Origin of the sequence: Plantactinospora sp. B6F1, assembly GCF_040120695.1 — a bacterium.
Taxonomy (GTDB): domain Bacteria; phylum Actinomycetota; class Actinomycetes; order Mycobacteriales; family Micromonosporaceae; genus Plantactinospora.
This window is the reverse complement of the sequence record NZ_JBEEAC010000021.1, coordinates 34565-59903: the sequence shown is the minus strand read 5'-3', so window position 1 is coordinate 59903 and position 25339 is coordinate 34565. Positions and strand designations below refer to the sequence as shown.

The 25339-nt window shown below is 72.2% G+C and carries 26 protein-coding genes and 1 pseudogene; 20 read left to right on the top strand and 7 right to left on the bottom strand.

Features of this window, described 5'->3' with window-relative positions:
- Window positions 1-70: 70 nt before the first annotated feature.
- Genes ABNF97_RS23900 through ABNF97_RS23865 form a run of 8 tightly spaced genes read left to right on the top strand, consistent with a single transcriptional unit; the run spans window position 71 to window position 7227 of the window.
- Complete coding sequence (locus ABNF97_RS23900; protein WP_349339864.1) at window positions 71-1138, top strand: M20/M25/M40 family metallo-hydrolase; 1068 nt, start codon at window positions 71-73, stop codon at window positions 1136-1138.
- Window positions 1132-1998: a lysine biosynthesis protein LysX gene (lysX, locus tag ABNF97_RS23895; protein WP_349339863.1), complete on the top strand. Its 867-nt coding sequence runs from the start codon at window positions 1132-1134 to the stop codon at window positions 1996-1998. Before ABNF97_RS23900 ends, lysX begins: the two co-directional genes overlap by 7 nt.
- Window positions 1999-2031: 33 nt before the next feature.
- The gene (locus ABNF97_RS23890) at window positions 2032-3354 is read left to right on the top strand and encodes a DegT/DnrJ/EryC1/StrS family aminotransferase (RefSeq protein WP_349339862.1); all 1323 of its coding nucleotides are present in this window, start codon (window positions 2032-2034) and stop codon (window positions 3352-3354) included.
- Window positions 3351-4184, top strand: coding sequence for a transketolase (locus ABNF97_RS23885; RefSeq protein WP_349339861.1), 834 nt, complete (start codon window positions 3351-3353; stop codon window positions 4182-4184). The genes ABNF97_RS23890 and ABNF97_RS23885 overlap by 4 nt, the downstream gene beginning before the upstream one ends.
- Window positions 4181-5143, top strand: a complete 963-nt coding sequence (locus tag ABNF97_RS23880) for a transketolase family protein (RefSeq protein ID WP_349339860.1) — start codon at window positions 4181-4183, stop codon at window positions 5141-5143. Before ABNF97_RS23885 ends, ABNF97_RS23880 begins: the two co-directional genes overlap by 4 nt.
- 46 nt (window positions 5144-5189) lie before the next feature.
- Entirely contained in the window at window positions 5190-5360 is a 171-nt protein-coding gene (gene lysW / locus ABNF97_RS23875; protein ID WP_349339859.1) for a lysine biosynthesis protein LysW, read from the top strand.
- The gene (gene argC / locus ABNF97_RS23870) at window positions 5357-6394 is read left to right on the top strand and encodes an N-acetyl-gamma-glutamyl-phosphate reductase (RefSeq protein WP_349339858.1); all 1038 of its coding nucleotides are present in this window, start codon (window positions 5357-5359) and stop codon (window positions 6392-6394) included. Before lysW ends, argC (ABNF97_RS23870) begins: the two co-directional genes overlap by 4 nt.
- A gap of 11 nt (window positions 6395-6405) precedes the next feature.
- Window positions 6406-7227 carry an amino acid kinase family protein gene (locus tag ABNF97_RS23865; protein WP_349339857.1) on the top strand — a complete coding sequence of 274 codons (822 nt, stop codon included), beginning with the start codon at window positions 6406-6408 and terminating at the stop codon, window positions 7225-7227.
- 495 nt (window positions 7228-7722) lie between these two features.
- On the opposite strand, the gene ABNF97_RS23860 is transcribed toward ABNF97_RS23865, so the two are convergent.
- The 3 genes from ABNF97_RS23860 to ABNF97_RS23850 form a co-directional block, all read right to left on the bottom strand.
- A complete protein-coding gene (locus ABNF97_RS23860; RefSeq protein ID WP_349339856.1) occupies window positions 7723-8493 on the bottom strand; it encodes a thioesterase II family protein in 771 nt (256 codons plus the stop codon).
- 268 nt (window positions 8494-8761) lie between these two features.
- Window positions 8762-10096 carry an MFS transporter gene (locus ABNF97_RS23855; protein ID WP_349339855.1) on the bottom strand — a complete coding sequence of 445 codons (1335 nt, stop codon included), beginning with the start codon at window positions 10094-10096 and terminating at the stop codon, window positions 8762-8764.
- A complete protein-coding gene (locus ABNF97_RS23850; RefSeq protein WP_349339854.1) occupies window positions 10097-10903 on the bottom strand; it encodes a hypothetical protein in 807 nt (268 codons plus the stop codon).
- Between the two features lie 114 nt (window positions 10904-11017).
- Here ABNF97_RS23850 and ABNF97_RS23845 point away from each other — a divergent pair.
- The 3 genes and pseudogenes from ABNF97_RS23845 to ABNF97_RS23835 all read left to right on the top strand — a co-directional run.
- Window positions 11018-11182: pseudogene (locus tag ABNF97_RS23845) on the top strand (MbtH family protein); the annotation flags it as partial.
- A gap of 276 nt (window positions 11183-11458) precedes the next feature.
- Entirely contained in the window at window positions 11459-11632 is a 174-nt protein-coding gene (locus ABNF97_RS23840) for a hypothetical protein (RefSeq protein ID WP_349339901.1), read from the top strand.
- A 46-nt stretch (window positions 11633-11678) separates the two neighbouring features.
- Window positions 11679-12434 (top strand): thioesterase II family protein, encoded by a 756-nt coding sequence (locus ABNF97_RS23835; protein WP_349339853.1) that lies wholly within the window; start codon window positions 11679-11681, stop codon window positions 12432-12434.
- A gap of 9 nt (window positions 12435-12443) precedes the next feature.
- Here ABNF97_RS23835 and ABNF97_RS23830 read toward each other — a convergent pair whose 3' ends face one another.
- On the bottom strand, window positions 12444-13397 hold the full coding sequence (locus ABNF97_RS23830; RefSeq protein ID WP_130462470.1) for an NAD-dependent epimerase/dehydratase family protein: 954 nt from the start codon (window positions 13395-13397) through the stop codon (window positions 12444-12446).
- Window positions 13394-14896, bottom strand: a complete 1503-nt coding sequence (locus ABNF97_RS23825) for a protoporphyrinogen/coproporphyrinogen oxidase (protein WP_349339852.1) — start codon at window positions 14894-14896, stop codon at window positions 13394-13396. Before ABNF97_RS23825 ends, ABNF97_RS23830 begins: the two co-directional genes overlap by 4 nt.
- A gap of 16 nt (window positions 14897-14912) precedes the next feature.
- Between ABNF97_RS23825 and ABNF97_RS23820 the strand changes: the two genes are divergently transcribed.
- From ABNF97_RS23820 to ABNF97_RS23810, 3 genes are all read left to right on the top strand, one after another.
- Window positions 14913-15992, top strand: coding sequence for an ABC transporter ATP-binding protein (locus ABNF97_RS23820; protein WP_349339851.1), 1080 nt, complete (start codon window positions 14913-14915; stop codon window positions 15990-15992).
- Window positions 15993-16107: 115 nt separating this feature from the next.
- The gene (locus ABNF97_RS23815; protein WP_349339850.1) at window positions 16108-16908 is read left to right on the top strand and encodes an ABC transporter permease; all 801 of its coding nucleotides are present in this window, start codon (window positions 16108-16110) and stop codon (window positions 16906-16908) included.
- Window positions 16909-16924: 16 nt separating this feature from the next.
- Window positions 16925-17725: an ABC-2 family transporter protein gene (locus ABNF97_RS23810; protein ID WP_130462474.1), complete on the top strand. Its 801-nt coding sequence runs from the start codon at window positions 16925-16927 to the stop codon at window positions 17723-17725.
- A gap of 4 nt (window positions 17726-17729) precedes the next feature.
- On the opposite strand, the gene ABNF97_RS23805 is transcribed toward ABNF97_RS23810, so the two are convergent.
- Entirely contained in the window at window positions 17730-18794 is a 1065-nt protein-coding gene (locus tag ABNF97_RS23805) for a glycosyltransferase family 2 protein (RefSeq protein WP_349339849.1), read from the bottom strand.
- Window positions 18795-18882: 88 nt separating this feature from the next.
- Window positions 18883-20100: a S53 family peptidase gene (locus ABNF97_RS23800; RefSeq protein ID WP_349339848.1), complete on the bottom strand. Its 1218-nt coding sequence runs from the start codon at window positions 20098-20100 to the stop codon at window positions 18883-18885.
- Window positions 20101-20314: 214 nt separating this feature from the next.
- Here ABNF97_RS23800 and ABNF97_RS23795 point away from each other — a divergent pair, with 214 nt between their 5' ends.
- Genes ABNF97_RS23795 through argB form a run of 6 tightly spaced genes read left to right on the top strand, consistent with a single transcriptional unit; the run spans window position 20315 to window position 25336 of the window.
- Window positions 20315-20494, top strand: a complete 180-nt coding sequence (locus ABNF97_RS23795) for a lysine biosynthesis protein LysW (RefSeq protein ID WP_207230487.1) — start codon at window positions 20315-20317, stop codon at window positions 20492-20494.
- A 26-nt stretch (window positions 20495-20520) separates the two neighbouring features.
- On the top strand, window positions 20521-21822 hold the full coding sequence (locus ABNF97_RS23790) for a DegT/DnrJ/EryC1/StrS family aminotransferase (protein WP_349339847.1): 1302 nt from the start codon (window positions 20521-20523) through the stop codon (window positions 21820-21822).
- 24 nt (window positions 21823-21846) lie between these two features.
- A complete protein-coding gene (locus tag ABNF97_RS23785) occupies window positions 21847-22599 on the top strand; it encodes a sulfotransferase-like domain-containing protein (RefSeq protein ID WP_349339846.1) in 753 nt (250 codons plus the stop codon).
- The gene (locus ABNF97_RS23780) at window positions 22596-23471 is read left to right on the top strand and encodes a RimK family alpha-L-glutamate ligase (protein ID WP_349339845.1); all 876 of its coding nucleotides are present in this window, start codon (window positions 22596-22598) and stop codon (window positions 23469-23471) included. The genes ABNF97_RS23785 and ABNF97_RS23780 overlap by 4 nt, the downstream gene beginning before the upstream one ends.
- Window positions 23468-24493: an N-acetyl-gamma-glutamyl-phosphate reductase gene (gene argC, locus ABNF97_RS23775; RefSeq protein ID WP_349339844.1), complete on the top strand. Its 1026-nt coding sequence runs from the start codon at window positions 23468-23470 to the stop codon at window positions 24491-24493. The genes ABNF97_RS23780 and argC (ABNF97_RS23775) overlap by 4 nt, the downstream gene beginning before the upstream one ends.
- A gap of 9 nt (window positions 24494-24502) precedes the next feature.
- On the top strand, window positions 24503-25336 hold the full coding sequence (gene argB / locus ABNF97_RS23770) for an acetylglutamate kinase (protein WP_130462480.1): 834 nt from the start codon (window positions 24503-24505) through the stop codon (window positions 25334-25336).
- Window positions 25337-25339: the final 3 nt, after the last annotated feature.

Here is a 25339-nt window from a genome sequence, read left to right as displayed (position 1 = left end):
GAGAGTCCATTGGCGAACGCCGCTGTACGATCGGAGATCACCGCGACTCGTGCAGGCGATGGGGGAGGTCGTGACAGTACAGATCACACCGGCGACGGTGCTTCGCCGCATGGTGGAGATCTACTCTCCGACCGGTGCCGAGGACGAGTTGGCCGACTACGTCGTGCGGGTGGCCCGACACCTGGGCCTGGCGGCGCACCGCGACGACGCGGGCAACGCGGTGGCGGTCGCGGGCGACGCCGGACCGACCGTGATGATGCTCGGCCACCTGGACACCGTGCCCGGCCGGCTGCCCGTGTGCGAGCGCGACGGCGTGCTGTACGGCCGGGGCGCGGTCGACGCGAAGGGCGCGCTGGCCGCCATGCTCTGGGCGGCGGCCGGGTCGGCACGCGCCGGCACCCACCGGGTCGCCGTGGTCGGCGCGGTAGGCGAGGAGGGCGACTCACCTGGTGCCCGGCACCTGCTGACCGGTCCGCGCCCGGACGCGGTGATCGTGGGCGAACCGAGCGGATACGACACGGTCGTGGTTGGCTACAAGGGAATCCTGCGGCTGCGGCTGGACGTGACGCGTCCCCCCGTGCACAGCAGCCGCCCGGACGCCAAGGCGGTCGAGGTCGCGGCCGACTTCTGGCAGGACGCGCGGGCCTGGCTGGTCGCCCGGCATCCGACCGGCAGTGCGTTCCACCGGGCCATCCCGACCCTGGTCGCGCTGCACGGCGACGCGAGGCGCGCGACCCTGCGCCTGTCCTGCCGCACGCCGCCCGGCTTCGACGTCGAGGCGGCCCTCGGTTGGCTGCATGAGCGGGCCGGCGGCGACCGGCTCACCGTGGTCGAGCGGATGCCGGCGGTCCGGTCCTCCCGGGCCGACCCGGTGGCGTCGGCGCTGGCCGGCGCGATCCGGGACCGGGTCCGTCCACCGGCGACCAAGCTGAAGCTCGGCACCTGCGACATGAATGTGGTCGCCCCGGCCTGGTCGGTGCCGATCGCGGCGTACGGCCCGGGTGACGCGAGACTTGACCACACCGAGGAGGAGCGCATCGACCTGGCCGAGTTCACCGCGTCGATCGGGGTGCTGGCAGACGCGGCGGGCCGAATCGCCCGCGCGGTGGCCCGCGACCGGGCGGACGGGCCGTGGTGACGCCGGCGCTGGCCCTGCTGGCGTCGCGGATCCGGGCCGAGGAGAAGTGGCTCATGGCCGCGCTCGACCAGCGTGGGGTCGCGTTCGATTCGCTCGATCCCCGGCGGCTGACGTTCCGTCACGAGACCACTGGGCCGGCCGACCGTCCGCCCTACCGGATCGCGTTCCTTCGAGAGATCTCCCACCACCGCGCGCTCTACGCCGCCCGTCTGCTCGAGCACGCCGGTGTGCCGGTGGTCAACCCGGCCCAGGCGGTGGCGGTCTGCGGCGACAAGGTGCAGACGACGCTCGCCCTGCGCGCCGCCGGCGTACCGACGCCGCGCGGCATGGTTGCGCTCACCACCGAGGCGGCGCTGGCCGCGCTCGACGAATTCGGCTACCCGTGCGTGGTGAAGCCGCTGATCGGCTCCTGGGGGCGGCTGGTCGCCCGGCTGGACGGCCCGGAGGCGGCCCGAGGCGTGCTGGAGCACCGCGCCGCACTGCCAAACCCCCAGCACGCCATCACCTACGTTCAGGAGTACGTGGACAAGCCGGGCCGCGACATCCGGGGCCTGGTCGCCGGCGACGAGGTGATCGGCGCGGTGTACCGGGTGGCCGCCGACTGGCGTACCAACACCGCCGGCTCGGCCAGGACCCGTCCGTGCCCGGTCGACGGCGATCTCGACCGCCTGCTGCGGGCCGCGGCCGCGGCGATCGGGCCGGGGTTCTACGGCATCGACGTGATGGAGGACCGGGACGGCCGCCGCTACGTCAACGAGATCAACCACACGCCTGAGTTCCGCGGCGCGGCCGAGGTCCTGGGCACCAACGTGGCCGCCCGCTACGTCGACTACGTGACGAGCCTGCTGCCACCGGACTGAGTCCGATCCGGCAAACGCGACGGGGGGTGTGTGATGGACCAGCTGGCGATGTTCGGTGGGACCCGGACGGTCGTGCTGGACGACGCCGATCGGGACCGGCTCGCCTGGCCGATCGTGACTGACGCCGAGCGCGATGCGGTCGGCCGCGTGCTGGACAGCGGTGGCTTCACGAGCGTCGGCCGTGGCGCGGCCGAGGTGGAGAGCCTGGAACGGGAGTGGGCGGAGTTCACCGGGGCCGGATACTGCGCGGCGGTCTCCTCCGGTACCGCCGCCCTGGAACTCGCCTTGGCCGCAGCGGACCTGACGCCCGGCGCCGAGGTGGTGGTCCCCGCGCTGTCATTCGTCGCCACCGCGTCTGCGCCGGCTCAGCGGCTGCTGGTGCCGGTGTTCGCCGACATCGATCCGGTGACCTACACGCTCGACCCGGCCGCGGTGGCGGCCGCGATCACCCCGCGGACGGCCGCGATCGTCGCAGTCCACCTGCACGGGCTGCCCTGCGACATGGCCGCGCTGCGTGCGCTGGCCGACCGGCACGGACTCTTTCTGCTGGAGGACGCCGCGCAGGCGCACGGCGCGACGTGGGCCGGCCGGAACGTCGGCACGCTCGGCGACGCCGCCGCGTTCAGCCTCAACGCCAGCAAGAACCTGCCGACCTGCGGCGAAGGTGGCCTGGTCACCACGGACGACCCCGTGCTGAACGAGCGGCTCGGACGGCTGCGCCAGTTCGGCGAGCGGCCGGCCGGCGGCGGGCCCCGGCGGTACACCTCCGAGGAGATCGCCGGCAACGCGAAGCTGGCGGCCGTGCAGGCCGCGTTCGTCCGGTGCCAACTCGCCCGGTTCGCCGAGCGGCGGGCCGCGCGAGCGGCACAGGTAGCGGCGCTGCTGGACCGGCTGGCTGCGCTTCCTGGGCTGGTGGTTCCGGAGTGCCCACCGGACCGGACCCACGCGTGGCACATGCTGCGGCTCCGGATCGACCCGGCGGCGGCCGGCCACGCAGGGCTGGATGCCGGCGCGCTGCGGGCGATCCTGCAGCGAGCGTTGCGGGCCGAGGGCGTGCCGGTCCAGCCCTACCAGTCGGTGCCGCTGCCCGGCCAGCCCGCACTGCGGGACCACGCCGGGCCGGGCGGCTACCCGTGGCGACTGCCCGGGGTGTCGCCGCGACCGTACCGCGCCGAGGACTACCCGGCGACCGTCGCGGTCATCGACCAGTCGGTCACGCTGCAGCGCTGGCACCTCAACCCGGCGGCAGGGCCGGTGCTGCGACGCTGCGCGGACGCGTTCGAGAAGGTGTGGCACCACCTCGACCGGCTGGCCACGGTTGCCGCGTCGCGGCGCGCGGTCGAGGGAGCCCGGTGACCGCGGCGCCCGACCCGCTGCCGGCGGTGGCCGCGCGGGTCCGCCGGACCGTGCTGGACATCGCCGCCACCGAGCACGGCACGCACGTCGGTGGCAGTCTGTCCGCCGTGGACCTGCTCGTCCTCCTGTACGCCGAGGTGCTGCGGGTGCGGCCGGAGGAGCCGGACTGGCCGGACCGGGACTGGTTTGTTCTGAGCAAGGGGCACGCCAGCGCCGCGCTGTACGCGGTGCTGGCCGAGCGCGGGTACTTCCCACCGGAGGAGTGCCTGACCTACGGGCGGCCGGGCAGCCGGCTGGCCGGGCATCCGCTGGCCAAGGTGCCGGGTGTGGACTTCCCGACCGGTTCGCTCGGACACGGGCTGTCACTGGCCACCGGCGTGGCGCTCGCCGCCAAGCGGACCAATCGGCCGGCCCGGGCGTTCGTCCTGCTCGGCGACGGCGAGCTGCAGGAGGGTTCGAACTGGGAGGCGATCATGTCCGCGCCCGCGTTCGGCCTGGACAACCTGGTGGCGATCGTGGACCGCAATCACTGGCAGATCACCGGCCGCACCGAGGACCGCATCCCGCTGGAGCCGCTGGCCGAGCGCTGGCGCAGCTTCGGCTGGACCTGCGAGGAGGTCGACGGCCACGACTTCGGTGCGCTGCGGGAGGCCATTGCCGGCGTTCCCCGAATGACGGCACGACCGACCGTGCTCATCGCCCGGACCGTCAAGGGCCGTGGCGTACCGATCTTCGAGGACCGGGGGAGAAGCCACTACGTCCGGCTGACCCCAGCGTTGTACCAGCGGGCCCTGGCCGGGCTGCGGTCCCGGGAGCGGGAAACCTCGTGACCACGACGGCACCAGCCACCCGGGACGTGTACCGTCGGACGCTGCTTGACCTGGCCCGCCGCGATCCGCGGATCTTCTGCGTGGACTCCGACATGGGCGGGCTCGAGGACACGTTCGGCGCCGAGTTGCCCGGGCAATATGTCAATGTCGGCATCGCCGAGGCCAATCTGATGGGCGTCTGCGCCGGTTTGGCCGCAGCCGGGCTCATTCCGTTCGCCAACACGATGAGCGGATTCGCCCTGTGGCGCGCTGGTGAGCAGTTGCGTAGCGACATCGCGGCCAACAATCTGCCGGTGCGGGTGGTGGTCACCCACGCCGGGCTGTCGGCCGGCCACTACGGCCCGTCGCACCACGCGCTGGACGACCTCGCGGTCGCCCGCACGCTGCCGAACCTCACGCTGGTGGCGCCGGCCGACGCGGTGGAGACGGAGCACGCCGTCCGGGCCGCGGTCGACCATCCCGGGCCGGTGTTCATCCGGCTCGGCCGGGTCGCCACCCCCGCCGTCCACTCCCGACCGTACCGGTTCGAGCTGGGTGTGGCGGTCGAACTCGCCACCGGCGACGACGTCGCGATCATCGCGGCGGCCCCACGGCCGGTCGGTGTCGCGCTCGCCGCCCGCGACGAACTCGCGCGGGCGGGCGTCGCCGCACGGGTGCTGAACATGCACACCGTCAAGCCCGTCGACCGCGCGGCGGTCGTGCGCGCCGCCCGACAGACCGCCGGCATCGTCACCGTCGAGGATCACCTGACGACCGGCGGGCTCGGCGGCGCGGTGTGTGAGGTCGTCTGCGCCGAACAGCCCTGTCGGGTGACCCGGATCGGCGCGGCGGAATCCTATCTGGACGCGGTCGCCGACGAGGAAACGCTGCTGGCCGTGGCCGGCATCACCGTCGAGCGGGTCACCGAGGCGGCCCGCGAGCTGCTCGGGCACCGGGCCCGATCGGTCGCCCTGCGATGAGGACCACCGGAATCAGGAGCCCCCACGGGTGGAAGGAGCAACGATCATGGCGCGTACCACGTGCCCGACCTGCGAGAGCGACATCGTGCTGCAGGATTCGGTGGTGCCCAACGAGATAGTCGAGTGCGCGGAGTGCCGGTCGGAGCTGGAGGTGCTGAGCGTGGCGCCGCTGGTGCTCGCGCAGGCCCCGGAGATCGAGGAGGACTGGGGAGAGTGACGGGCGGTGACCTGCGGATCGGGATCGTCGGCGCATCCGGCTATCTGGGGGGCGAGCTCCTGCGGCTGCTGCTCGACCATCCCCGGGTGGCCGTGACTGGCGCGGTGTCCCGGCGCCTGACCGGGCGACGGGTCGACGGCCCGCACCCCAACCTGCGGGGGCTGACCGACCTCACCTTCGTCGATTCGGCTCGACTGCCGGCCTGCGACGTGGTGTTCCTGGCCACGCCGCACCGGGAGACGATGAAGCTGCTGCCCGAGTTCGTCGACCGGGCTCCCATCCTGATCGACCTCAGCGGCGACTTCCGGCTGGCCGACCCGGCCCGGTACGAGCACTACTACGGCGTCCCGCACACGTCGCCGGAGCTGCTCGGCGCGTTCGTGCCCGGATACCCGGAACGGTGCCGCGACGAACTGGGCGGCGCGGACCGGATCAGCGTGCCCGGCTGCATGGCCAACGCGGCCGTGCTGGCGTTACTGCCGCTGGTCGACGCCGGGCTGGTGGCCGGCCCCGTCACGGTCGACGGCCGGGTGGGCTCCAGCGGTGCCGGCGCGGCCGCGGGGGCCGTCAACACGCACGCCGAGCGGAGCGGCGCGATGCGGGTCTTCGCACCCGTGTCGCACCGGCACGAGACGGAGATCGCACAGGCCACCGGCCTGTCGGTGGCGATGAGCGCGTCCGGCATGCCAACCGTGCGCGGCGTGCAGGTGGTGTGCCGCGTCGGGTTGACCGTCCCGGTGCGCGAGGTCGACGTGCGGCGGCTGTACCGCAGCCGCTACCGGGACGAGCCGTTCGTGCGGGTGGTCGCCGAACGACGGGGGCCGCACCGGCTGCCCGAGCCGAAGATCCTGCTGGGCTCCAACTTCTGCGATGTCGGCTTCGCACTCGGCGTCGACGGCCGTGACCTGGTCGCGGTGGCCGCCCTGGACAACCTCATGAAGGGTGGCGCCGGCAACGCCGTGCAGTGCCTCAACATCCGGATGGGCTGGCCGGAGCGGCTCGGCCTGGCCTTCGCCGGCCTGCACCCGGTTTGAGCGGCCCCGCGATGGACGTGACCGTGGTGAAGATCGGCGGAGAGGTGCCGGCCGGCCCGTTGGGCGTCGACGTGGCAGCGCTCACCGCGACCGGTGCGCGGGTGGTGGTCGTGCACGGCGGCGCCGCGGCAATGGCCCGGCTGGCCGGGCGGCTCGGCGTCACCCTGCGCGAGATCGTGTCGCCCGACGGCGTGGTCACCCGGCGGACCGACGCGGCGACGCTGGAGGTGCTGACCCTGGCCCTGGCCGGCGGCGTCAAGCCGGCCCTGGTGGTCGAGCTGGTCCGGCACGGCGTGCGGGCGGTCGGGCTCACCGGGCTGGACGCCGGTCTGGTCCGGGCGCGTCGCCGCAGCGCGGTCCGAGCCACCGTGGACGGCAGGACCGTCCTGCTGCGCGGCGACCACAGCGGGCGGATCACCGGCGTCGACGGCGTTGTGCTGCGTACCCTGCTTGGCGCCGGCCTCGTTCCGGTGGTCTCGCCGCCGGTCCTGGCCGACGACGACACCCCGGTCAACGCCAACGCCGACCGGGTCGCCGCAGCGATCGCGATCGCGCTCGGCGCCCGCCGGCTCGTTTTCCTCACCGCGTCCGGCGGCGTACGGGCCGACCCGGACGACCCGGACAGCGTCCTCGCCCGGTACCGGCTGCCGGCGTCGGGGGACCGACCCGGCGCCGGCATCGGTGGCGGGATGCGGATCAAGTTGGTCGCGGCGGCAGAGGCCCTGGCCGGCGGCGTCGCGTCGGTGTCGGTCGGCGAGCGCCTGCTGCCGACGGTGCGCGGCGCCGGAACCGTGGTACGACCGGCCTTGCCCCCCGGCCCGAACGGGTTCTAAGTCCGGCAGATGTATACCCGGGTCTATGTCGAGACGTTCGAGGAGTGCGCCGACGTTCGCCTGCTCGCCGAGCTGGCGGCCGAGGCCGAGGCGGCCGGCTGGGGCGGGTGCTTCATCTGGTGACCAGCTGATCTGGCCCTGGGCCGACGACATCGTCGACACCGCGATCGCGCTCACCGCGATCGCGCTGCGGACCGCGCGCATCCGCTTCGGTCCGCTGGTCGTGCCGCTGTCCCGGCGTCGCCCGGCGAAGGCGGCCCGGTAGTACGCGACCCTCGACCGGCTCAGCGGCGGCCGCCTCGTCTTCGGGGCCGGTTCCGGTGGGTTGGCCCGCACCAGCGGGTGCGCGTGCAGCGCGGCCTCGGTCTCGCCCGGCTCGCTCGGATGCCGCGGATCTTCAGCTGGTCGTCGGGCCGATGTCCTGGAGGTTCTCCTCGGCGAACACGCGCTGCTGGGAGAACGACGGAGTCGCGTACGACCAGCCGGGCGTCTCGTTCACGGCACACCGACCGGCAGACCCAGCCGGTGGCACACGATCCGGCTCAGCTCCGGCCCCTGGCTGGCGAGATAGAAGTGGTTTCCCGGCAGGCGGTAGAGCGCGTGGTCGGTCCGCGAGACGCCGGCCCAGCCCGCGAGGTCGACGACCACCGGATCGTCGGTGCCGGCCAGCGCCGTTACCGGTGCGTCCACCGTGACTCCGGCCAGCGAGATGCCGTGCAGCAGCCGCAGGTCCGCCCGGAGGATCGGCAGGATCATGGCGGCCAGTTCGGCGTGGCCGTACCGGGGCGCGGCCGCCGGGTCGAGCACCGCGAGTGACCCGAGCAGCTCCTCGTCGGTCGCGGTCGGCGACACGCTCAGTCGGGCGTCGGCCGGCCACGGCCCGGTGCCGAAGTGACCGGAGACGAACAGGTGGCGGACGGGGCGGCCGGACTGCTCCAGCGCGGTGCACAGGCGGGTCGCGAGGACCGCCCCCATGCTGTGGCCGAACAGCGCGAGGTCGGTCAGCTCGGCCCGTGCGATCACCGCGGTGAGGTCCGCGATCAGCGCGTCGAGGCTCTCCGCGAACGGCACGCTCATCCGGTTCTCCCGGCCGGGCAACTGGATCGGCAGCACGTCCACGTGCGGGGTCAGGTCGCATAGCCAGGCGCGGTAGCTGGATGCCGCTCCGCCGGCATGGGGCAGGCAGAGTAGCGAAATCCGGTCGGGCCGGGTCTGCGGCCCACCGAGGAACCAGCGGAGCATGTCGCCCCCGTCCTGCGCCGACATCGCCCTCCCCGCCCGGTTGATCGTCTTCGGTGAATCTATGCCGCGGCCGGATTCGCTGGCAACGATCGGCTGACAGACATTGACGAACTCTTTCCAGCGCGCCGGAGTTGTAGCTGCTGGATCCATGGTGGGCACCGAGTGGGTCAACGAGGAGAGTACGACGAGGCGACGCCCTGTACTACGCGATGCAGAGCCTGTACAGCCTGCGCGGCCTGCATTCTTGGCCAACCATCTGGACCGTACCGGTCAGCTCTGCCCGCTGCGCTGGTCACCTGTCGGCGTCGGCCCCTCCGGTTACGGCGGGCTCCCCGGTCCGGCGGGCGTCCGCGGCCTCCGCCGGGTCCTGCCCGGGCGCGACCGTCGTGTCCGCCGCCTGCGTCCCGGCCACGGCCGGTGCGTCCGCCTCGGCCGTCTCCGGATCCGGCGGGGTCGGCCGGACGAGCAGCGACAGCGCGGCGCCGAGGGCGGCGGCACAGCCGGCCACCACGAACGCGACGGTCGTCTCGCCGCCGGCCCGCTGCACGAACTGCCCGGTCGTGGCGGTGCCGGCGCCGTAGCCGACCCACATGAACGTGCCGAGCCAGGCGAACGCCTCGGCCCGGTACCGCTTCGGCGCCGCCTCGCCCAGGACCACCTGGTGCAGCGTGTCCCGCGGGCCGCCAACCAGCCCGACGCACAGGATGATGAGCGCGAACAGCGCGATCAGGCTGACCTGGCCGGCGAACGCCAGGAGGATCGCGCCGGCCAGGTGGAACACGGCCAGCTGGCGGCCCGGTGCGCCGGCCCGTGGCCGGGCGCCGTAGATCACGCCGCTGATGACCGCGCCCAGGGAGCCGAGGCTGAGCAGCGCCCCGCCCAGCGTCTTCGTGCTGAGGTCGGCCGCTGCGGCCGGCACGCTGACCACCATGGACCCGAACGCGAACGTGTCGCACACGACGATGCCGAGGAGGATGAGCACCTGCGGCTGGGCGAGCGGGCCGAGGTAGTTGCGTGGCTCGGACTGGTCCGGCGGGCGGCGGTCCCGCAGGCTGGGCACATTGACCAGGAGCAGGACACCGCACAGGAGGGACAGGCCGACGATCGCGACGATGACGGTGGGGGAAGCGATCAGCAACAGCCCGGAGACGAGGAGCGGGCCGCCGACAAAGAGTGATTCGTTGAGCACCGCGTCCATGGCGTAGGCGGTCTGCAGCCGCTCGGCCGGGACCAGCGACGGCCACAGGCCCCGGGTGACCGGCCCTGCGGGCGGCGTGGTCGCACCGAGCAGGACGGCAAACGCGATCAACACGCCGACCGGCGCCTTCGCCTGCAACGAGACGATCATCGCGGCGTACCCCACGACGTTGCCGGCGAGCCAGATGAGCAGCACCCGCCGGGCGGCGGGGAGGCGGTCGACCAGGCGGGCGGCGATCGGTACGAAGATCGCCAGGGCGCCGGCGTAGCCGGTGAGAACGAGGCCGCCGGAGGCGTACGAGCCGGTCGCGGCGACCACGGCAAGCAGGAGGCTGAGGGCCAGCATGGGTGCGGCCAACCTGGTCAACAGCAGAATGAGCGCCATCGAGCGGACCTCGCGGATGGCGAATAGTTCCCGGTAGGCGCGCATCTATGCTCCAATGGTGGCCGGAACGGCCGTCCACTCCGCCAGGATCGACCGAATCCGGGTGGTCATGCCGTCGCAGTAGGCGATGTTGTCCTGCAACGGCTGGCCGGCATGGAACGGCATCTTGCGCCGGTACGGGTGGCGCAGCAGTGGCCCGTTCCCGGACAGTGGAACGCTGTCCATATCGGCGAGGGCCGCCACGGCCGCCGGCGGAGCCGTGAACCGTCCGGCCGTGGCTCGACCCGCAGCTCGGTGAACGCATGGTCGGCCCGCTCGCCGTGCAGCAGCATGTTCAGGTAGGTGCCGCCGCTGTTGAGCAGATAGTAGTTGCCCAGGTCGCGGACCGAGTCGGCGAAGAACCGGCTGATCGGCGAGCCCTCCTGGTGACGGGCGAGGTACCGTGCGACCGCGGCGGAACAACCCGTCGAAACTCATCGCTTCGGTGCGGTCGAGGTAATTGGCCAGGTCGTCGAAGCCACGCAGACTTGTAGGCCGTGGACCGCGTAGTAGAAGGCCACGCCCTCTGCGGTACTGCTCCTCGGTCACCCACTTGGTGGCGACCACCACGTCCGCCTCGGCGGCCGGGTTGGGCACCCGGCGGACCGTGATGCCGAACCGCTCCCGGTTCTCGTGCGCGACGAGGTCGGCCAGGATCTGCTGGCGATCGGCGATCACCGGCCCGTCGTAGAGCCGCAACTCGACATTGTCCACGATCTCCGGAACCTCGCGAGCGTAGGCCCAGAGGCATCCGGGGGCCAGGGTAACGATGTTCGCGAACGTCGCCAGCTCGACCAACGCAACAGTCTTCACTGTTCTCGAACTCCCCCGTCGAACACGAATTGTCGATCGTCGCTACCGCCGACCCGTTAGCATGCCCGAGTTCCGTCGAGATGGAAAGGGGCGAGACTGTTGACACTGGGTCTGATGAGGTCATATCGTTCGGACTCGCTGGTACTCGCTCGGGCCGGCGTGGACGCCGTGACCAATCCGTTCGATGACGACGACGCTGAGTTCACAGTCCTGGTCAACGACGAGGGCCAGCACTCGCTGTGGCCCGTCTTCGCCGACATGCCGGCCGGCTGGCACGTCGTGCACGGTCCCGTGACGCCAGGTAGGCCAGTCGAAACAGCACGAGGCGGTATCATCGCAGTCGCCGACAATGATGGACACGGGCTACTGCCTCGAACAGGCCAAGATCTGTCGGCTGATCCGAAAGCTCCCCTGACCAGCGCGGATGGATTGATCGGCAAGCACAGCCCTGCTTCAGCTCGCCGGGCGGCTCGGGTTCCGTTGCGAGGAAGGGCGCATCTCTGTGGACCAGTGGCGCAGGCAGTGCGACACGGGTCTGATCACCGAGGTGTTCGCGTGCGGCACCGCGGCGTCATCGCGCCGGTCGGACACGTGCGCGGCGTCGCCGGCGGATGGACGATCGACGGCGGTCAGCCCGGCCCGGACACCATGCGGCTCCGCGACGAGCTGCTCGGCATCCAGTACGGCCGCGTCCCCGACGATCTGCGGTGGATGCACCACGTGTACTGACGACTGGATGCCGGCGGATAGCACCGCCAAGGAGAGGAAGCCCGCCATGTCCGACGGACGACGCTGGTTCAAGCGGTTCCGGCGTCCGGCGCCAGGCGCCACGATACTGCTCTGCCTGCACCACGCCGGTGGCAACGCGGCCACGTTCCGCCAGTGGCCACAGCTGCTGCCGCCGTCAATCGATCCGGTCGCCGTGCAACTGCCCGGTCGCGCCGACCGCTTCGCCGAGCCGCGCTACCACGAGATGGACAAGCTGGTGGACGACCTCGTCGCGGCGGTCGAGCCACTGCTGGACCAGCAGCCGGTCGCGTTCTTCGGCGCCAGCATGGGCGCACGGGTCGGCTGGTCGCTCGCGCACGCCCTCCGCGAGCGCGCGATGCCGATGCCGCGGGCGCTGTACGTCTCCGCGAGCGTGGCGCCGAGCCTGGACCGCCAGATCCGCGGCTGGAACGGCCCGGACGAGGGTCTGGTGCGGTACATGCGGGAGATGGGCGGCACTCCGTCCCAACTCTTCGAGGACCAGGGGCTGCTGGGCGAGATGGTCGCGACGCTGCGGGCCGATCTGACCGTGCTCAGCACCCACACTTATCAGCCGGGTGTGCTCCTCGACATCCCGATCACCGCCTTCGCCGGAGCGGCCGACGAGGAATCGCCGGCGCGCCGGATGGAGCCGTGGGGCGCGGAGACGACCGGGCCGTTCGTCCTGAACGTCCTCGACGGCGGACATTTCTTCGGCTCGGACGCGGTGCGGCAGATGATCGAAATGATCGTGGCAGGCATGCGGAGAGCCGGCGGGGACTGACGCCGGGCGTCAGCCTGGGACGGCGCCCGCCGGGCTCTTGACGAGCTCGCGGATCCCGGCGTCCAGTGGCACCGTGGCCTGCCAGCCCAGCTTGGTTCGGGCGGCCGACACGTCCAGGCACACCCGCCCCACCTCGCCGCTGATCGCCGCGACGTGCACGGGCTTGGCCGGGGCGTTCAGCGCCTCGCACACGGCCTGCAGGGCGGCCAGCACGCTCGTCTCCCGCCCCGAGCCGATGTTGAGCACGACCGGCGCAGCCGTCGTCACCGTCAGCCGGAAGGCCTCCGCGACGTCGTGGACGTGGACGAAATCGCGCGTCTGCCGGCCGTCGCCTATCACCTGCTGCGCCTCGCCCGCGGCCACGGCCCGGGCGAACACGGTGAGCACACCGGGCCCTGGGCTGCCGTCGAGGTGGCGGCCGTACACGTTGCCCAGTCGGAGGATGGAGACCGGCAGCCCGGTCAACGCGCCGTACACGCCGGCGTACGACTCGGTGGTCGCCTTGCTGAGCCCGTACGGGCTGATCGGCCGGGGCCGCACCCGCTCGCTGGTCGGCGCGGCGGCCCCGGCCTGCTCGCCGTACACGGCGCCCCCGCTCGAGGCCAGGACCACGCGGCACTGCCCGGAACGGGCTGCCGCGTCCAGCATGGTGACCGTGCCGAGCACGTTGGCCCGCGCGTCCCGCACTGGGTCCTGCACCGACGCGATCACGCGCGGCTGGGCCGCGAGGTGGATGAGGACGTCAGGCGACCAGCGCCGCACCGCGCGGGCGGCCTCGTCGGTGGCGGCGTCGGTCACGAAGACGTTCTCCTCGCGCAGGCCCAGGCGGGCCAGCTCGGTGAGCGTGACCAGCCGGCCGCTCGACAGGTCGTCGAGCACCGCGACCTCGAAGCCCTCGCCGAGCAGCACCCGCGCGACATGGCCGCCGATGAACCCCGTGGCGCCGGTGACCAGGACCCTCATCGACGGGTCCCGGTGAGGCCGGCCGGCTCCGTCGGCACGGGCGCGCCCATGTGCGGCAGGCGGACCAGTTCCTCCGCCCCCGACAGCAGGTGGCGGGCGACGTCCTTGCCCATGCGCACCGCGTGGTCCATGTTGCCGTGCTCGTACATCCACACGCCGAACCGGCCGCGCGAGTAGATTTGGTGGCTCTCCAGGTATCCCAGGATCGTCGCGACGGCCTCGGTGCGGTCCAGGGTGGGTATCGGATAGGCCAGCGGCACCCGGCGAACGAACGTGGATACCACGCTGTTCCCGTCGGGCAGCAGCCCGGAGCGGACGAGCCCGCGAATCGTGTCCCGGGTGGCGTCGCCGGCGTCCGGCCACGGGGCGCCAGCCGGCTGTGCGATCTCGGCCATGAACGAGACGTGACCGTCGTGCGGCTCGGGCAGGTTCCGTGCCGAGCACAACCCGATGTTGGTGATCCGGTAGAACGGGTACACCTGCTCGGGGAAGTACAGCCAGTGCCAGTTGGTCTGCACGGTGCCCGTGGCGCCCACGCCGACCACGAGAACCTGGTTGTGCCGCAGCGCCCGGGCCGCGTCCCGCACCTCGGCCGGGCAGTCGGTCAGCGCGGCGACCAGAGCAGTCAGCGGGATCGTGGAGATCAGCTGGTGGAAGCCGAGGCGGTCACCGTTGCCGAGGGTCAGCGTGTGCGCGTGCGGATTCACCTGGGTCACCGTGCGCCCGTACCGGACGTCGGGCAGTTGATCGGCCAGCCGGCGGAACGGCTCGCCGATGCCGCCGCTGCCCGGATAGCTGAACGTGCTGTTGGGCCCCCAGCCGGGCACCACCCTTCCGTGCACCAGGTTGGCGAGCGCGGTGCGCCAGTTTACGGTGGCCACGCGCTCGGCGATCCAGTCCGCGGACATCTCGGTGCAGGGAACCGTCCACACCTTGGCGTTGTAGGGACGCATGAACCGGTCGGCGATCCCGGGCCCGAAGTTCGTCATGATCCAGTCGTCGAACGTCCGGACCGCCTGCCGGGGCCGCTCGATGAGGTCCACCATGCACTCCACGGCCTCGTCCGTCGGCAGCATCGCGAGATTGTGTTGGAACGGATAGGGCACCCAGCGGTCCCCGTACACGACGTAGGAAGAGCGCTCGTGCCGCAGCACGTCGTCGCCCATCATGTCGTCGAGCAGATCGTCGAAGTCGCCGAACGGACTGAAGGCCACGTGCGCGCCCAGATCCCAGATGAAGCCGCGATCGTCCGCGAACGACGAGGCGAGCCCGCCGGCCGACTCTTCGCGCTCCACGACGATCGGCGTACCGCCGCCGCGGCACAGCTCGCGTGCGGCCGCCAGGCCGCAGGGGCCGGCACCGAGGATTACGTGTTCGCCTGCCATGGGGTTGGTGGATGCCATCGCCTTCCTCCGTTGAGGCAGTGGACCGAGCCGTCTACATCGGACAAAGGGCCACGTCGACCGATCACCAGAGCACCACGACGCGGGACGGCGCACAACAGTTGAGCGCGGAGTGCACCGGTGGCCCGGGTGCGGAGCTTGTCGCGCCGTGACCGTGGCTGGAATCGTCGCGGCCATGCCCGTCATCGTCGTTCGTGACCTGGTCAAGCGGTACCACCGGAGCAAGCGGATCACCGGGCGCTGGGGCGCCCTGCGCACTCTGCTCACTCGCCAGCACGAGGTGGTGTGCGCCGTCGACGGCATCGGCTTCGACATCGAACCCGGCGAGATGGTGGCCTACCTGGGCCCCAACGGCGCCGGGAAGTCGACGACGGTGAAGCTGCTCTGTGGGATCCTGACGCCGACCTCCGGCACCGTCGTGGTGGCCGGCGCCCGCCCGTGGTTCGACCGGGTGCGCAACGCCCGGCAGATCGGCGTGGTCTTCGGCCAGCGCTCGCAGCTGTGGTGGGACCTGCCGTTGCGCGATTCGCTGGAGCTGGTGGGCCGTCTCTACGAAGTGCACCCGGCCCGGTACCGGGAGAACCTGCGCCGGTTCACCGAGCTGCTGCAGATGTCCGCCTTCCTGGACACGCCCGTGCGCCAGCTGTCCCTCGGCCAGCGGATGCGCGGCGAGCTCGCCGCCGCGATGATGCACGAGCCGCGCATCCTGTACCTGGACGAGCCGACCATCGGGCTCGACGTGCTGGCGCGCGACCGGATCCGGACGTTCATCCGCGAGCTGAACCGCGACCGCGGCGTGACGGTCATCCTCACCACGCACGACCTCACGGACGTAGAGCGCCTGTGCCACCGGCTCCTGCTGATCGACAACGGCCGCCTGCTGCACGACGGTGATCTCGCCTCGCTGAAGGCGGCCTTCCCCGCCTACCGACAGCTGGTGGTGCGGATGCCCGAGTGCGCCCGGGCCCCGGACCTGGCGGGCGTCGAGGTCTCGCCGCGCGGTGACGGCAACTGGGTCCTGCGGTTCGATCCGGCCGCGGTGAACGTGGCCGAGCTCGTCGGCACGGTGCTCAGCCGGTATCCGGTCACGGACCTGTCGATCCTTGAGCCCAGCCTGGAGGACGTCGTGCACCGGCTGTACGGGTCGGCAAGCCCGGACGTGCGTCCCGCCGGCGAGACGCAACCCGCGTGACAGGTGTTCCGTGCGGTTCCGGCCCCACGCGACAATGGTGACGCCTCTCGGCCATTTCGCCACCGCCCAGTCCCCACCGACCAGCTCAGTTGGGAGTGCTGTGCTTGGTGTCCGCATGCCGAGCGCCGTGCGCCGGTACCGATGCATGATGGCGATTCAGGCCCGCACCTCGCTGGTGTATCGCGCCAACTACCTGATGAACGTGGTCGCGGTGATTTTTCAGGTGTACCTGTTGCGGATCCTCTGGACCGCCGTCTATCAGGGCCGTCCCGAGGTCGCCGGGGTCAGCCTCGGCATGATGATCACGTACGCCACCTTCGCCAACGTGCAGACCTGGGTCACCTCTCCCTGGGAGTTCTCGCTGATACCGCCGCGCGTGCGGGAGGGTCAGATCGCCGGGGACCTCACCCGGCCGATGAGCTTCACCACGCAGATCCATGCGCGCCAGGTCGGCCGGGCGCTCGCCACCGCCCCGTTCGTGGTCGCGACGCTGCCGCTGGCCGTGCTGGTCGGCGGAGGACGGGCGCCGGCGAGCCTCGCGGCGGCGCTCGGCTACGTGCTGAGCATGGTGCTGGCCTATCTCGTCAGCGCCATGCTCTCCGTGCTGGTCGGCATGATCGCGTTCTGGACGATGGAGACGACCGGCATCTTCGTCATCTACCGCGTCGTCTTCATGTTCTTCTCCGGTGCGATCGTTCCGCTGTGGTTCATGCCGGACGGGCTGCGCCTGGTCGCCGAGGCGCTGCCGTTCCAGGCGGTGACGTACGTTCCGCTGGCCATCTACCTCGGCCACGCCGCCACCGCCGACGTGCCGCGCCTCCTCGCCCTGCAGGCGCTCTGGGTCGTCCTGCTGTGGCTCGGCGGGCGGCTGCTCTGGTCGCGGGCGATGCACCGGGTCGTCATTCAGGGTGGTTGATCCCCAGGAGGTGCCGATGTCTCCGGTACGCGCGTGGTGGTTGCTGACGCGAGCCGCGGTCCGGGCGCAGGCACAGTACCGGGTCAACGTCGTCGTCACCGTCCTGGCCGGCGCCGTCTACCAGGGCGTCGGGCTCGCGTCCATCGCGGTGGTGCTCCACCAGTTCGGTGACCTGGGCACGTGGAGCGTCGCCGAGGTGACGTTCCTGTACGCGCTCCGGCTCACCGCGCACGGCGTGTGGGTGGCGCCGTTCAACCAGCTGCTCTCGATCGACGAGATCGTGCGTGAGGGGCACTTCGACCGCTTCCTGGTACGGCCGGGCAACCCGTTGCTGTACTTCCTGACCTACCGGGTGTCGCTGATGCCGACCGGCGACCTGCTCGGCGGCCTGGTGCTGCTGGCCGTCGCGTCGGCGGTCGCGCCGATCGACTGGTCGGTGGCCGCCGTCGCGTATGTCGTGCTCGCCGTGCTCGGCGGCGCCTGCCTGGAGCTCGGCATCCAGCTCGGGCTGGCCGCGCTGACCTTCCGCACACTCTCGACGCAGGCGCTGCGGTCGACCATCGACACCGTCTTCAACACCTTCGGCGGGTACCCGATGCACATCTTCTCGGGCACGGCGCAGTTCGTGTCGACTTTCGTGCTGCCGCTCGCGTTCGTGGCCTATCTGCCGGGCACGGTGCTGATGAACCGAACCGGCGAACTGCGCGTGCCCGGATGGCTCGCGGCCGGCTCGCCGGTGGTCGGCTGTCTGCTGCTCGTGGGCGCGTACGCGATCTGGGTCCGGGAGCTTCGGCGGTACCAGAGCAGCGGACACTGAGGGATCAGCCGCGGCCGCCGCGCAGCGGCCGCAGCAGGTCGGACATCCGGGTGGTGGCTTCCAGGTTCTCCGCGCTCTCCAGTGGGATCCGGAATACCCGGCGGTTCAGCGTGAGCGCGACCTGGACGCCGATGAGCGCGGGGAACGCCCCGATTGTCCTCGCCAGCAGCCGGAACGGCAGCGGGCCGGGCAGCTCGGGCCGGATGTCCCGGGCCAGAGCGAGATACGTGCGCGCCTTGCCGTAGCGGTGCTCCGCGATGCACACCCGGGCGGCGATCCAGACCAGGAAGTTGACCGCGAACTCCTCGATGGCCCCGTCCATCCGGTCGTGGGTGCGGGCGACCTCGAGCATCTTCAGCACCGAGATGAAGTACTGCTCGTTGTCGAATCGCATCTGCTGGGTGGCCCGCTCGCCCGGGTGGTTGCGGTAGATTACCCCGATCATCTCGAGTGGTGCGGCCTTCGCGCCGGCCAGCGCGTGCCGGGCGGACAGCTCGATGTCCTCCATGCAGCGTAGGTTCTCGTCCCAGGTGCCGAACCGGTCCAGCGTCGACCGGCGGTACAGCGGCTGGGACGTCTCCAGGGACGGCACACCGGTGCCGGGCAGGACCAGTGAGTAGACCCAGTCGTTCATGCCCTCGACGCTGCGTTTCAGCTCGTCCTCGGGAAACTCCGGCTCGTGGGTGAACTCGTACTCATCGGGGTAGTGCAGGGCGGTGAAGACGAGGTCGAGGCCGGGCTCGGCGCGAAACTTCTCCAGCGACCGCTCGATCTTCGTCGGCATGAGGACGTTGTCGGCGTCCAGGAACTGGATGAACTCGCCATGTGCCCGGCCCAGTGCCACGTTGCGGGCGTGACAGGCTCCGCCGTTGGGAATGGTCGTGACGTCGATCCGGTCGCCGAATTCCGCCAGTACGGCCAGGCTGTCGTCGGTCGAGCCGTCGTCGACCACGATCACTTCGATGTTCGGGTGGGTCTGGTGCAGCGCGCTGTTCACGGCGTGGCGCACCCACCTGCCGGCGTTGTAGCAGGGCACGATGACGCTCACCAACGGAGTGTCGACGGACATGCTCGCCTCCATGCGCGGGGAGATTCCTGATCGTGGGAATGTGCGGGCCGCCCCGGGATGGCCGGGGCGGCCTGGTGCTTCGGCCGGCTCAGCGATGCGGCGCGAACGCTGCGATGCCGTTCGGGGTGCCGAGGCCGGTCGGCCCGTCCCACCCGCGAACCGCCGTGCAGAGCCGGGTCTCGGCGCAGCTGCCGGTGCTACCCCTCACCACGTCGAAGAGGCCGGCCCGCGCCTGGTACGGGTAGCTGTTGGCGGTTCCGGCGTGGCCGGCCGCCCCGGCAAGTGCGTAGACGCCCGCGATGAAGGGCGCGCCGGCACTCGTGCCGCCGTCGGTACCCCAGCCGGTGTCGCCGTATGTCTGATAGACCGCCACGCCCGCGTCCGGGTCGCCGATCGCCGCCACGTCGGCGGTGGCCCGGCTTGCGCACGGTGTGCGTCCATGCTGGAACGACGGACGGGCCAGGTACGCCGAGCAGCCGCTGCCACTGCCCGGCCAGGCGATCTCCGTCCAGCCGCGCGGCGTGGGCGAGCGTGCCAGGGTGGTGCCACCGACGGCGGTGACCCAGGGCGAGGATGCCGGGTAGACGGGGCCGGCGGCGTAGCCGCTGTCGCCGCTGGCCGCGGTGAACACGACCCCGGGATGGTCGAACACCGGCCCGTCGATCACCGCCTCGAGCGGTTCCTCGGCGGTGCCCCAGCTCATCGACACGTAACGCGCGCCCAGCCCGACTGCGGTACCGACCGCCGTGAGCAGGTTCATCGACGCGTCGTCGGCCTCGACGAGCAGAATGCGGCAGGTGGCGCACGCGGCGGAGACCATGGCGAGGTCGAGCGAGATCTCGCCGGCCCAGCCCGCGTCGGCGGCCGGGAGCGGAGCCGGCATGCCCTGCTGGTTGACCTTGCGGAAGCAGCCGTTCGCCGAGGTGCAGGGCGGCAGGCCGAAGGTCGCGCGGTAGACCGCGAGGTCGGACTCGGCGTTCGGGTTGTCGTAGGCGGCGACGATTGCGACCGTCGCGTGGGTCGGCGAGCGCGGCAGCCGGTATGCCCAGCGCAGGTCGGCCGGGCCGAAGCCGGCCGGCTTGCCGCCGGAACTCGGCGTTGCCGACGCGGTGCGCCGGTGGCCGAAGCAGCGGAAATCGGTGGGGTCGGCGGGTGTCGCGCAGCCCAGCCGGCCGTCGCTCGTTGCGGCGCCGGTGGGAACCGCGACGGCTGCGGCCTCCGCGGCCGCCGGCATCACGGCGGCCGTGGCCGCCAGCATCGCGGTCACCGAGCCGAGCACCACCGCGCTCCGCAGAGATCTGTGCACGTGGTCTCCTTCGTCGGGCGATGCGATCCAGTGCATCGATTGAGTGTGTCGGCGCGTTTCGGGCAGGCGCAACAGCCGGCAGAACGGCCGTGCCGGCGCCTGTCTCGCCGGCGAGACACCGGTGCTCCGGCCGCGTTCATCGCCCTTGTCGCCCCGCTCAGGCGGTCGGTAGAAAGGCAGCATCCCCCCGAATCCGCCATCAGAGGAGAGCCTGATGAGCACGACGCTGGACGTGGTTTGCCCAGGGTGCGATGGCAAGGTCTCGGTTCGGTCGACGGTCATGGTCACCGAGATCGTCGAGTGTGGAGAGTGTCGCGGCGAGCTGGAGGTGGTGGCCACCGCGCCGGTGGTGCTCGCCCTGGCGCCGGAGGTGGAGGAGGACTGGGGCGAGTAGCGGCGGCTGGTCGGAGAGTGGATGTCGTGTCCAGACTTGCCATGCTCGGCGGTGAGCCGGCGGTGCCGGCCGGCACGCCGGCGCCCGAGTGGCCGGTGGTGACCAATGCCGAGCGCGCGGCGGTGGCCGAGGTGCTGCGCTCCGGCCGGTTCACCGGCGTCGCCGCCGGGGAACAGGAGATACCGGCTTTGGAACGGGAGTGGGCCGGCCGGGTCGGCACAGCGCACTGCCTCGCCGTGGCCAACGGCACCGTGGCGCTGTCCCTCGCGCTCTGCGCGGCCGGTGTGGCGGCGGGCGACGAGGTCATCGTCCCGGCCCTCAGCTTCGTCGGCAGCGCTCTCGCGGTGGCGCACCTAGGCGCCGTGCCGGTCTTCGCCGACATCGACCCGGTCACCTTCAACCTCGCACCGCACGCGCTGGCGGCGGCGCGGTCGGCGAGAACCGCCGCCGTGCTGCCCGTGCACCTGCACGGCCTGCCCGCCGAGATGGACGAGATCTGTGCGTTCGCCCGGCGGCACGGCCTGGCCGTGGTGGAGGATGCCGCACAGTCGCACGGCGTCGCCTACCGCGGCCGGGTGACCGGCTCAATCGGCACGCTGGGAGCGTTCAGCCTCAACGCCTCCAAGAACCTGCCGACGTGTGGCGAGGGCGGCCTCGTCACCACCGACGACGACGAGCTGGCGGCGCAGGTCGGCCGGATGCGGCAGTTCGGCGAGGACATCCCGGCCCGCGGCGAGCGGCCCTACCTCTCCCGGAGCATCGGATGGAACGCCAAGCTCGGCGCGATCCAGGCCGCGTTCACCCGCCGTCAGCTCGCCCGGCTCGACGAGGCGAGCCGGGCGCGCGACCGCGCCGTCCGGCCGTTCCTGGACCGGGTGGCGGCGCTGCCGGGCTTCACCGTGCCGGTATGCCCCGAGGATCGTGAGCACGGATGGCACATCCTGCGGTTCCGGGTGCGTGCCGAGGCGTTCGGCCTTCCCGGCGAGTACGCGCCGGCGTTGCGGCCCGCGGCGACCCGGGTGTTGCGCGGCGAAGGCGTGCCGGTCTCGCGGTACCAGTCCGTGCCGCTGCCCGAGCAGCCGGTCTTCCGCGACGGCGGGGTCGCGCATCGGGCCACGGACGTGAGCGTGTGCCGGGCGGTCGTGGACGACTCGTTCGTCATCCAGCGCGCCCAGCTCAATCCCGGCACGGGCGCGCTGCTGCGGCGGTTCGCCGACGCGTTCGAGAAGCTGTGGGCCAACCGCGACGTGCTTGTGGCGATGGCCCGCTCGTCGCGGACGGACGCGCCGGTCCCGTCGCTCGCGCACACCGACCCGCTCGGGCACTGAGACCAACGAGGAGAGGGAGCCGGAATGATCGCGGCCGCCGGGAAAATACTGCTGCTGTGGAGCGTGCCGCGGGCTCGCTCGACGGCCTTCTTCAGGATGATGATCCAGCGTGGTGACGTCGTCGCGGTCCACGAGCCGTTCTCCACCCTCGCCGAGCACGGCGCCGCGGAGGTCGCCGGGCGCAGGGTTTGCACCGAGCAAGCGGTGATCGACGCCCTGACCGCGCTGCCGCCGCATCGGCGGGTGTTCGTCAAGGACACCACCGACGAGGAGTACCCGGTGGTGCTGGCCGATCCGGAATTCCTCCGGTCGCGGGCGCACAGCGCGTTTCTCGTCCGGGACCCGGCCGAGACCATTCCGTCGTACTACGCGGTGAATCCGCGGGTGCGCCGCGACCAGATCGGCTTCGATCACCTGGAGCGGCTCTTCCTGCGGGTGCGGGAGCTGACCGGCCGTACGCCGCTGGTGATCGACGCCGCCGACCTGGTGGCCGACCCAAGCGGCACGGCCGCACGCTATTGTGCGGACGCCGGCATCGCGTTCGTACCCGCGGCGATGTCCTGGGCCGCGGGCGACCGGCCGGAATGGCGCGCCACCGGGCGGTGGCACCTCGACGTCGCGCGCACCACCGGGTTCGAGAACCGGTCGCCGCGCCACGGGGTAGCGCTGGATGACGTCCCCCACCTACGGGCTTACCTCGACCACCACACACCGGTCTACCGGCGGCTGCGCCGGCACTGCCCGACCGGGCCGATCGCGACGGCGGGCCGGCCGTGACCGGTGACGACGTCGCCGGCGGACCCCGCGTCGGCCTGCTCGCGGCCCGGATCCGGGCCGAGGAGCGGGACATCCTGACCGCGCTGCGCCGTCGCGGTATCGAGGCCGCGCCCGTCGATGCCGCCGCGCTCTACTTCCCGATCGACGGCGTACCCGCCCCGTGGTCGCTCGTGCTGAACCGGGAGATCAGCCTGACCCGGGCGGTGTACGCGGCCCGCTGCCTCGAGGCCTGGGGAATCCTCGTGGTGAACACTGCGGCCACCGCCGCGACCTGCGGCGACAAGTGGCTCACCTCGCTCGCCCTGGACGAGCGGAGCCTGCCCACGGCCCGCACGGCGCTCGCCCTCACGCCGGCGGCCGCGCTGGCGGCCCTGGACGAGATCGGCTACCCGGCGGTGATCAAGCCGCTGGTCGGGTCCTGGGGCCGGCTGGTCAGCCTGCTGCCGGACCGCGCTACCGCTGTCACGGTGCTGGACTACGTGGCCGCCCTGCCAGCGCCGCTGGCCCGGCTGGTCTACGTGCAGCAGTTCATCGCCGACGCGAAACGGGACCTGCGTGTGGTCGTGGTCGGCGACCAGGCGCTCGGGGTGACCTGGCGGCAGGCGCAGGGCTGGCGGGCCAACGTGGCGACCGGCGCCACGAGCGTGCGCTGCGCCCTCACCAGCGACGTGGCCGAGCTCTCCGTCGCGGCTGCGGAGGCGGTCGGCGCCGAGATCGCCGGCGTCGACCTGATCGAGGACGCCGCCGGCGAGCTGCGAATCATCGAGGTGAACCACCGCGTGGAGTTCGCCGGCTTCCAGGCCGCGCACGCCGACCGGGTGAACGTAGCCGAGTGCATCGCCGACCACCTGATGCGGCAGGTCGGGGCGTGATCCGGGCCACGGTCGTCGGTGCGGCCGGCTACATCGGCGGCGAGCTGCTGCGGCTGCTGCTCGGGCACCCGGACGTCGACGTCACCGCAGCCGTGTCGGCCGGCTCGGCCGGCCGGCGGGTGGACGGAGTGCACCCCAACCTGCGCGGCGTGACCGACCTGATCTTCGCCGGTGCGGCCGACCCGGACCGCTGCGAGGTTCTGTTCGGCGCGTGGGGTCATCGCCGTGCCATGCGGGAGCTGCCGGCCCTGCTCCGCGCGGGCACCACGGCGATCGACCTGTCCGGGGACTTCCGCCTCGCCGATCCGCTGCAGTACGCCCACTACTACGGGGAGCCGCAGCTGCGTCCGGACCTGCTCGCCGAATTCGTCACCGGGCTGCCCGAGACGCACCGCAAGCAGCTGGTCGACGCCGCCCGAATCAGCGTGCCGGGATGCATGGCGACCGCCGGGATCCTCGCGCTCCATCCGGTGCTGCGGGCCGGCCTGGTCGCCGGTGAGGTCTGGGTCGACGCCCGCACCGGATCGAGCGGCTCGGGCCGGCTGCCGAGCGAGGCCAATGTGCACGCCGAGCGTTCCGGGGCGATCCGGGTCGTCGCGCCGTTCGGGCACCGGCACGAGGCGGAGATCGAGCAGGCGATCGGCTGCCCGGTGCGGATGACGGTGACCGGGGTCGAGGCGGTGCGCGGGGTTCAGGTGGTGTGCCGGGCCGCGCTGGTCGACGGCGTCGACCTGCAAGCCGTGCGAGCCGCGTACCGCACCCGTTACGCCGACGAGCCGTTCGTCCGGGTGGTGGCCGAGCGGCGGGGGCTGTACCGGCTCCCGGAGCCGAAGCTGCTGACCGGTTCCAACTTCTGCGACGTCGGCTTCGCCGTCGACGAGCCGCGGCGTACCGGAATGTTCGTCGCGGCCCTGGACAACCTGGTCAAGGGCGGCGCCGGCAACGCGGTGCAGTGCATGAACATCCGCTTCGGGCTGCCGGAGATGCGTGGGCTGGAGTTCACCGGTCTGCATCCGAACTGAGGGAGGGCCATGCCGGACATCGTGGTGGTCAAGTGCGCCGGTAACGGCACGGCGGACGTGGCCGCGATCTGTGCCGACGTCGGCGCCCTGACCGGGGCCGGCCGGCGGGTGGTGCTCGTGCACGGCGGATCCGTCGACATCGCCGGGCTGGCGGGCCGGCTCGGGGTGCCGCAGCGGCAACTGCTGGCGCCGGACGGGTCGGTCGGCCGGTACACGGACGCGGCCACCCTGGAAGTGACCGTGCTCGCCCTGGCCGGGGCGGCGAAGCCACGCCTGCTGGTGGGCCTCCTGCGCGCGGGTGTGCCGGCGGTGGGCCTGACCGGCCTCGACGCGGGCCTGCTGCGGGCCCGGCGGGTGGCGGCGCATCGGGCAATCCTGGACGGACGGAGAGTCGTGGTGCGCGACGACCACGCCGGCCGGCTGGTCGGTGCCCGGCCCGAGTTGCTCACGCATCTGGTGCACGCCGGTTATGTGCCGGTGGTGTCGCCGCCGGCCCTGGGCGAGGACGGCCAGCCGCTGAACGTCAACGCCGACCGGGCCGCCGCGGCCATCGCGGTGGCCTTGCGGGCCAGTGCCCTGGTGCTGCTCACCGGCGCGCCCGGGGTGCTCGCCGACGCGGCCGACGAGAGCACGCTGCGCCGCGTCGTACCGGTCGGCGCGGGCCCGCCGCCGCCGGGCGCCACCGACGGGATGGCGGTGAAGCTGCTGGCCGCCCGCTCGGCGGTCGAGGCGGGGATCCCGTCGGTGCAGATAGCCGACGCCCGCGTCCCGGCGCCGGTCACCGCAGCCCTCGCCGGCGCCGGCAGCCGGATCGTGCCGGTGCTGTTCGCGGCGGCGCGGTGAGCG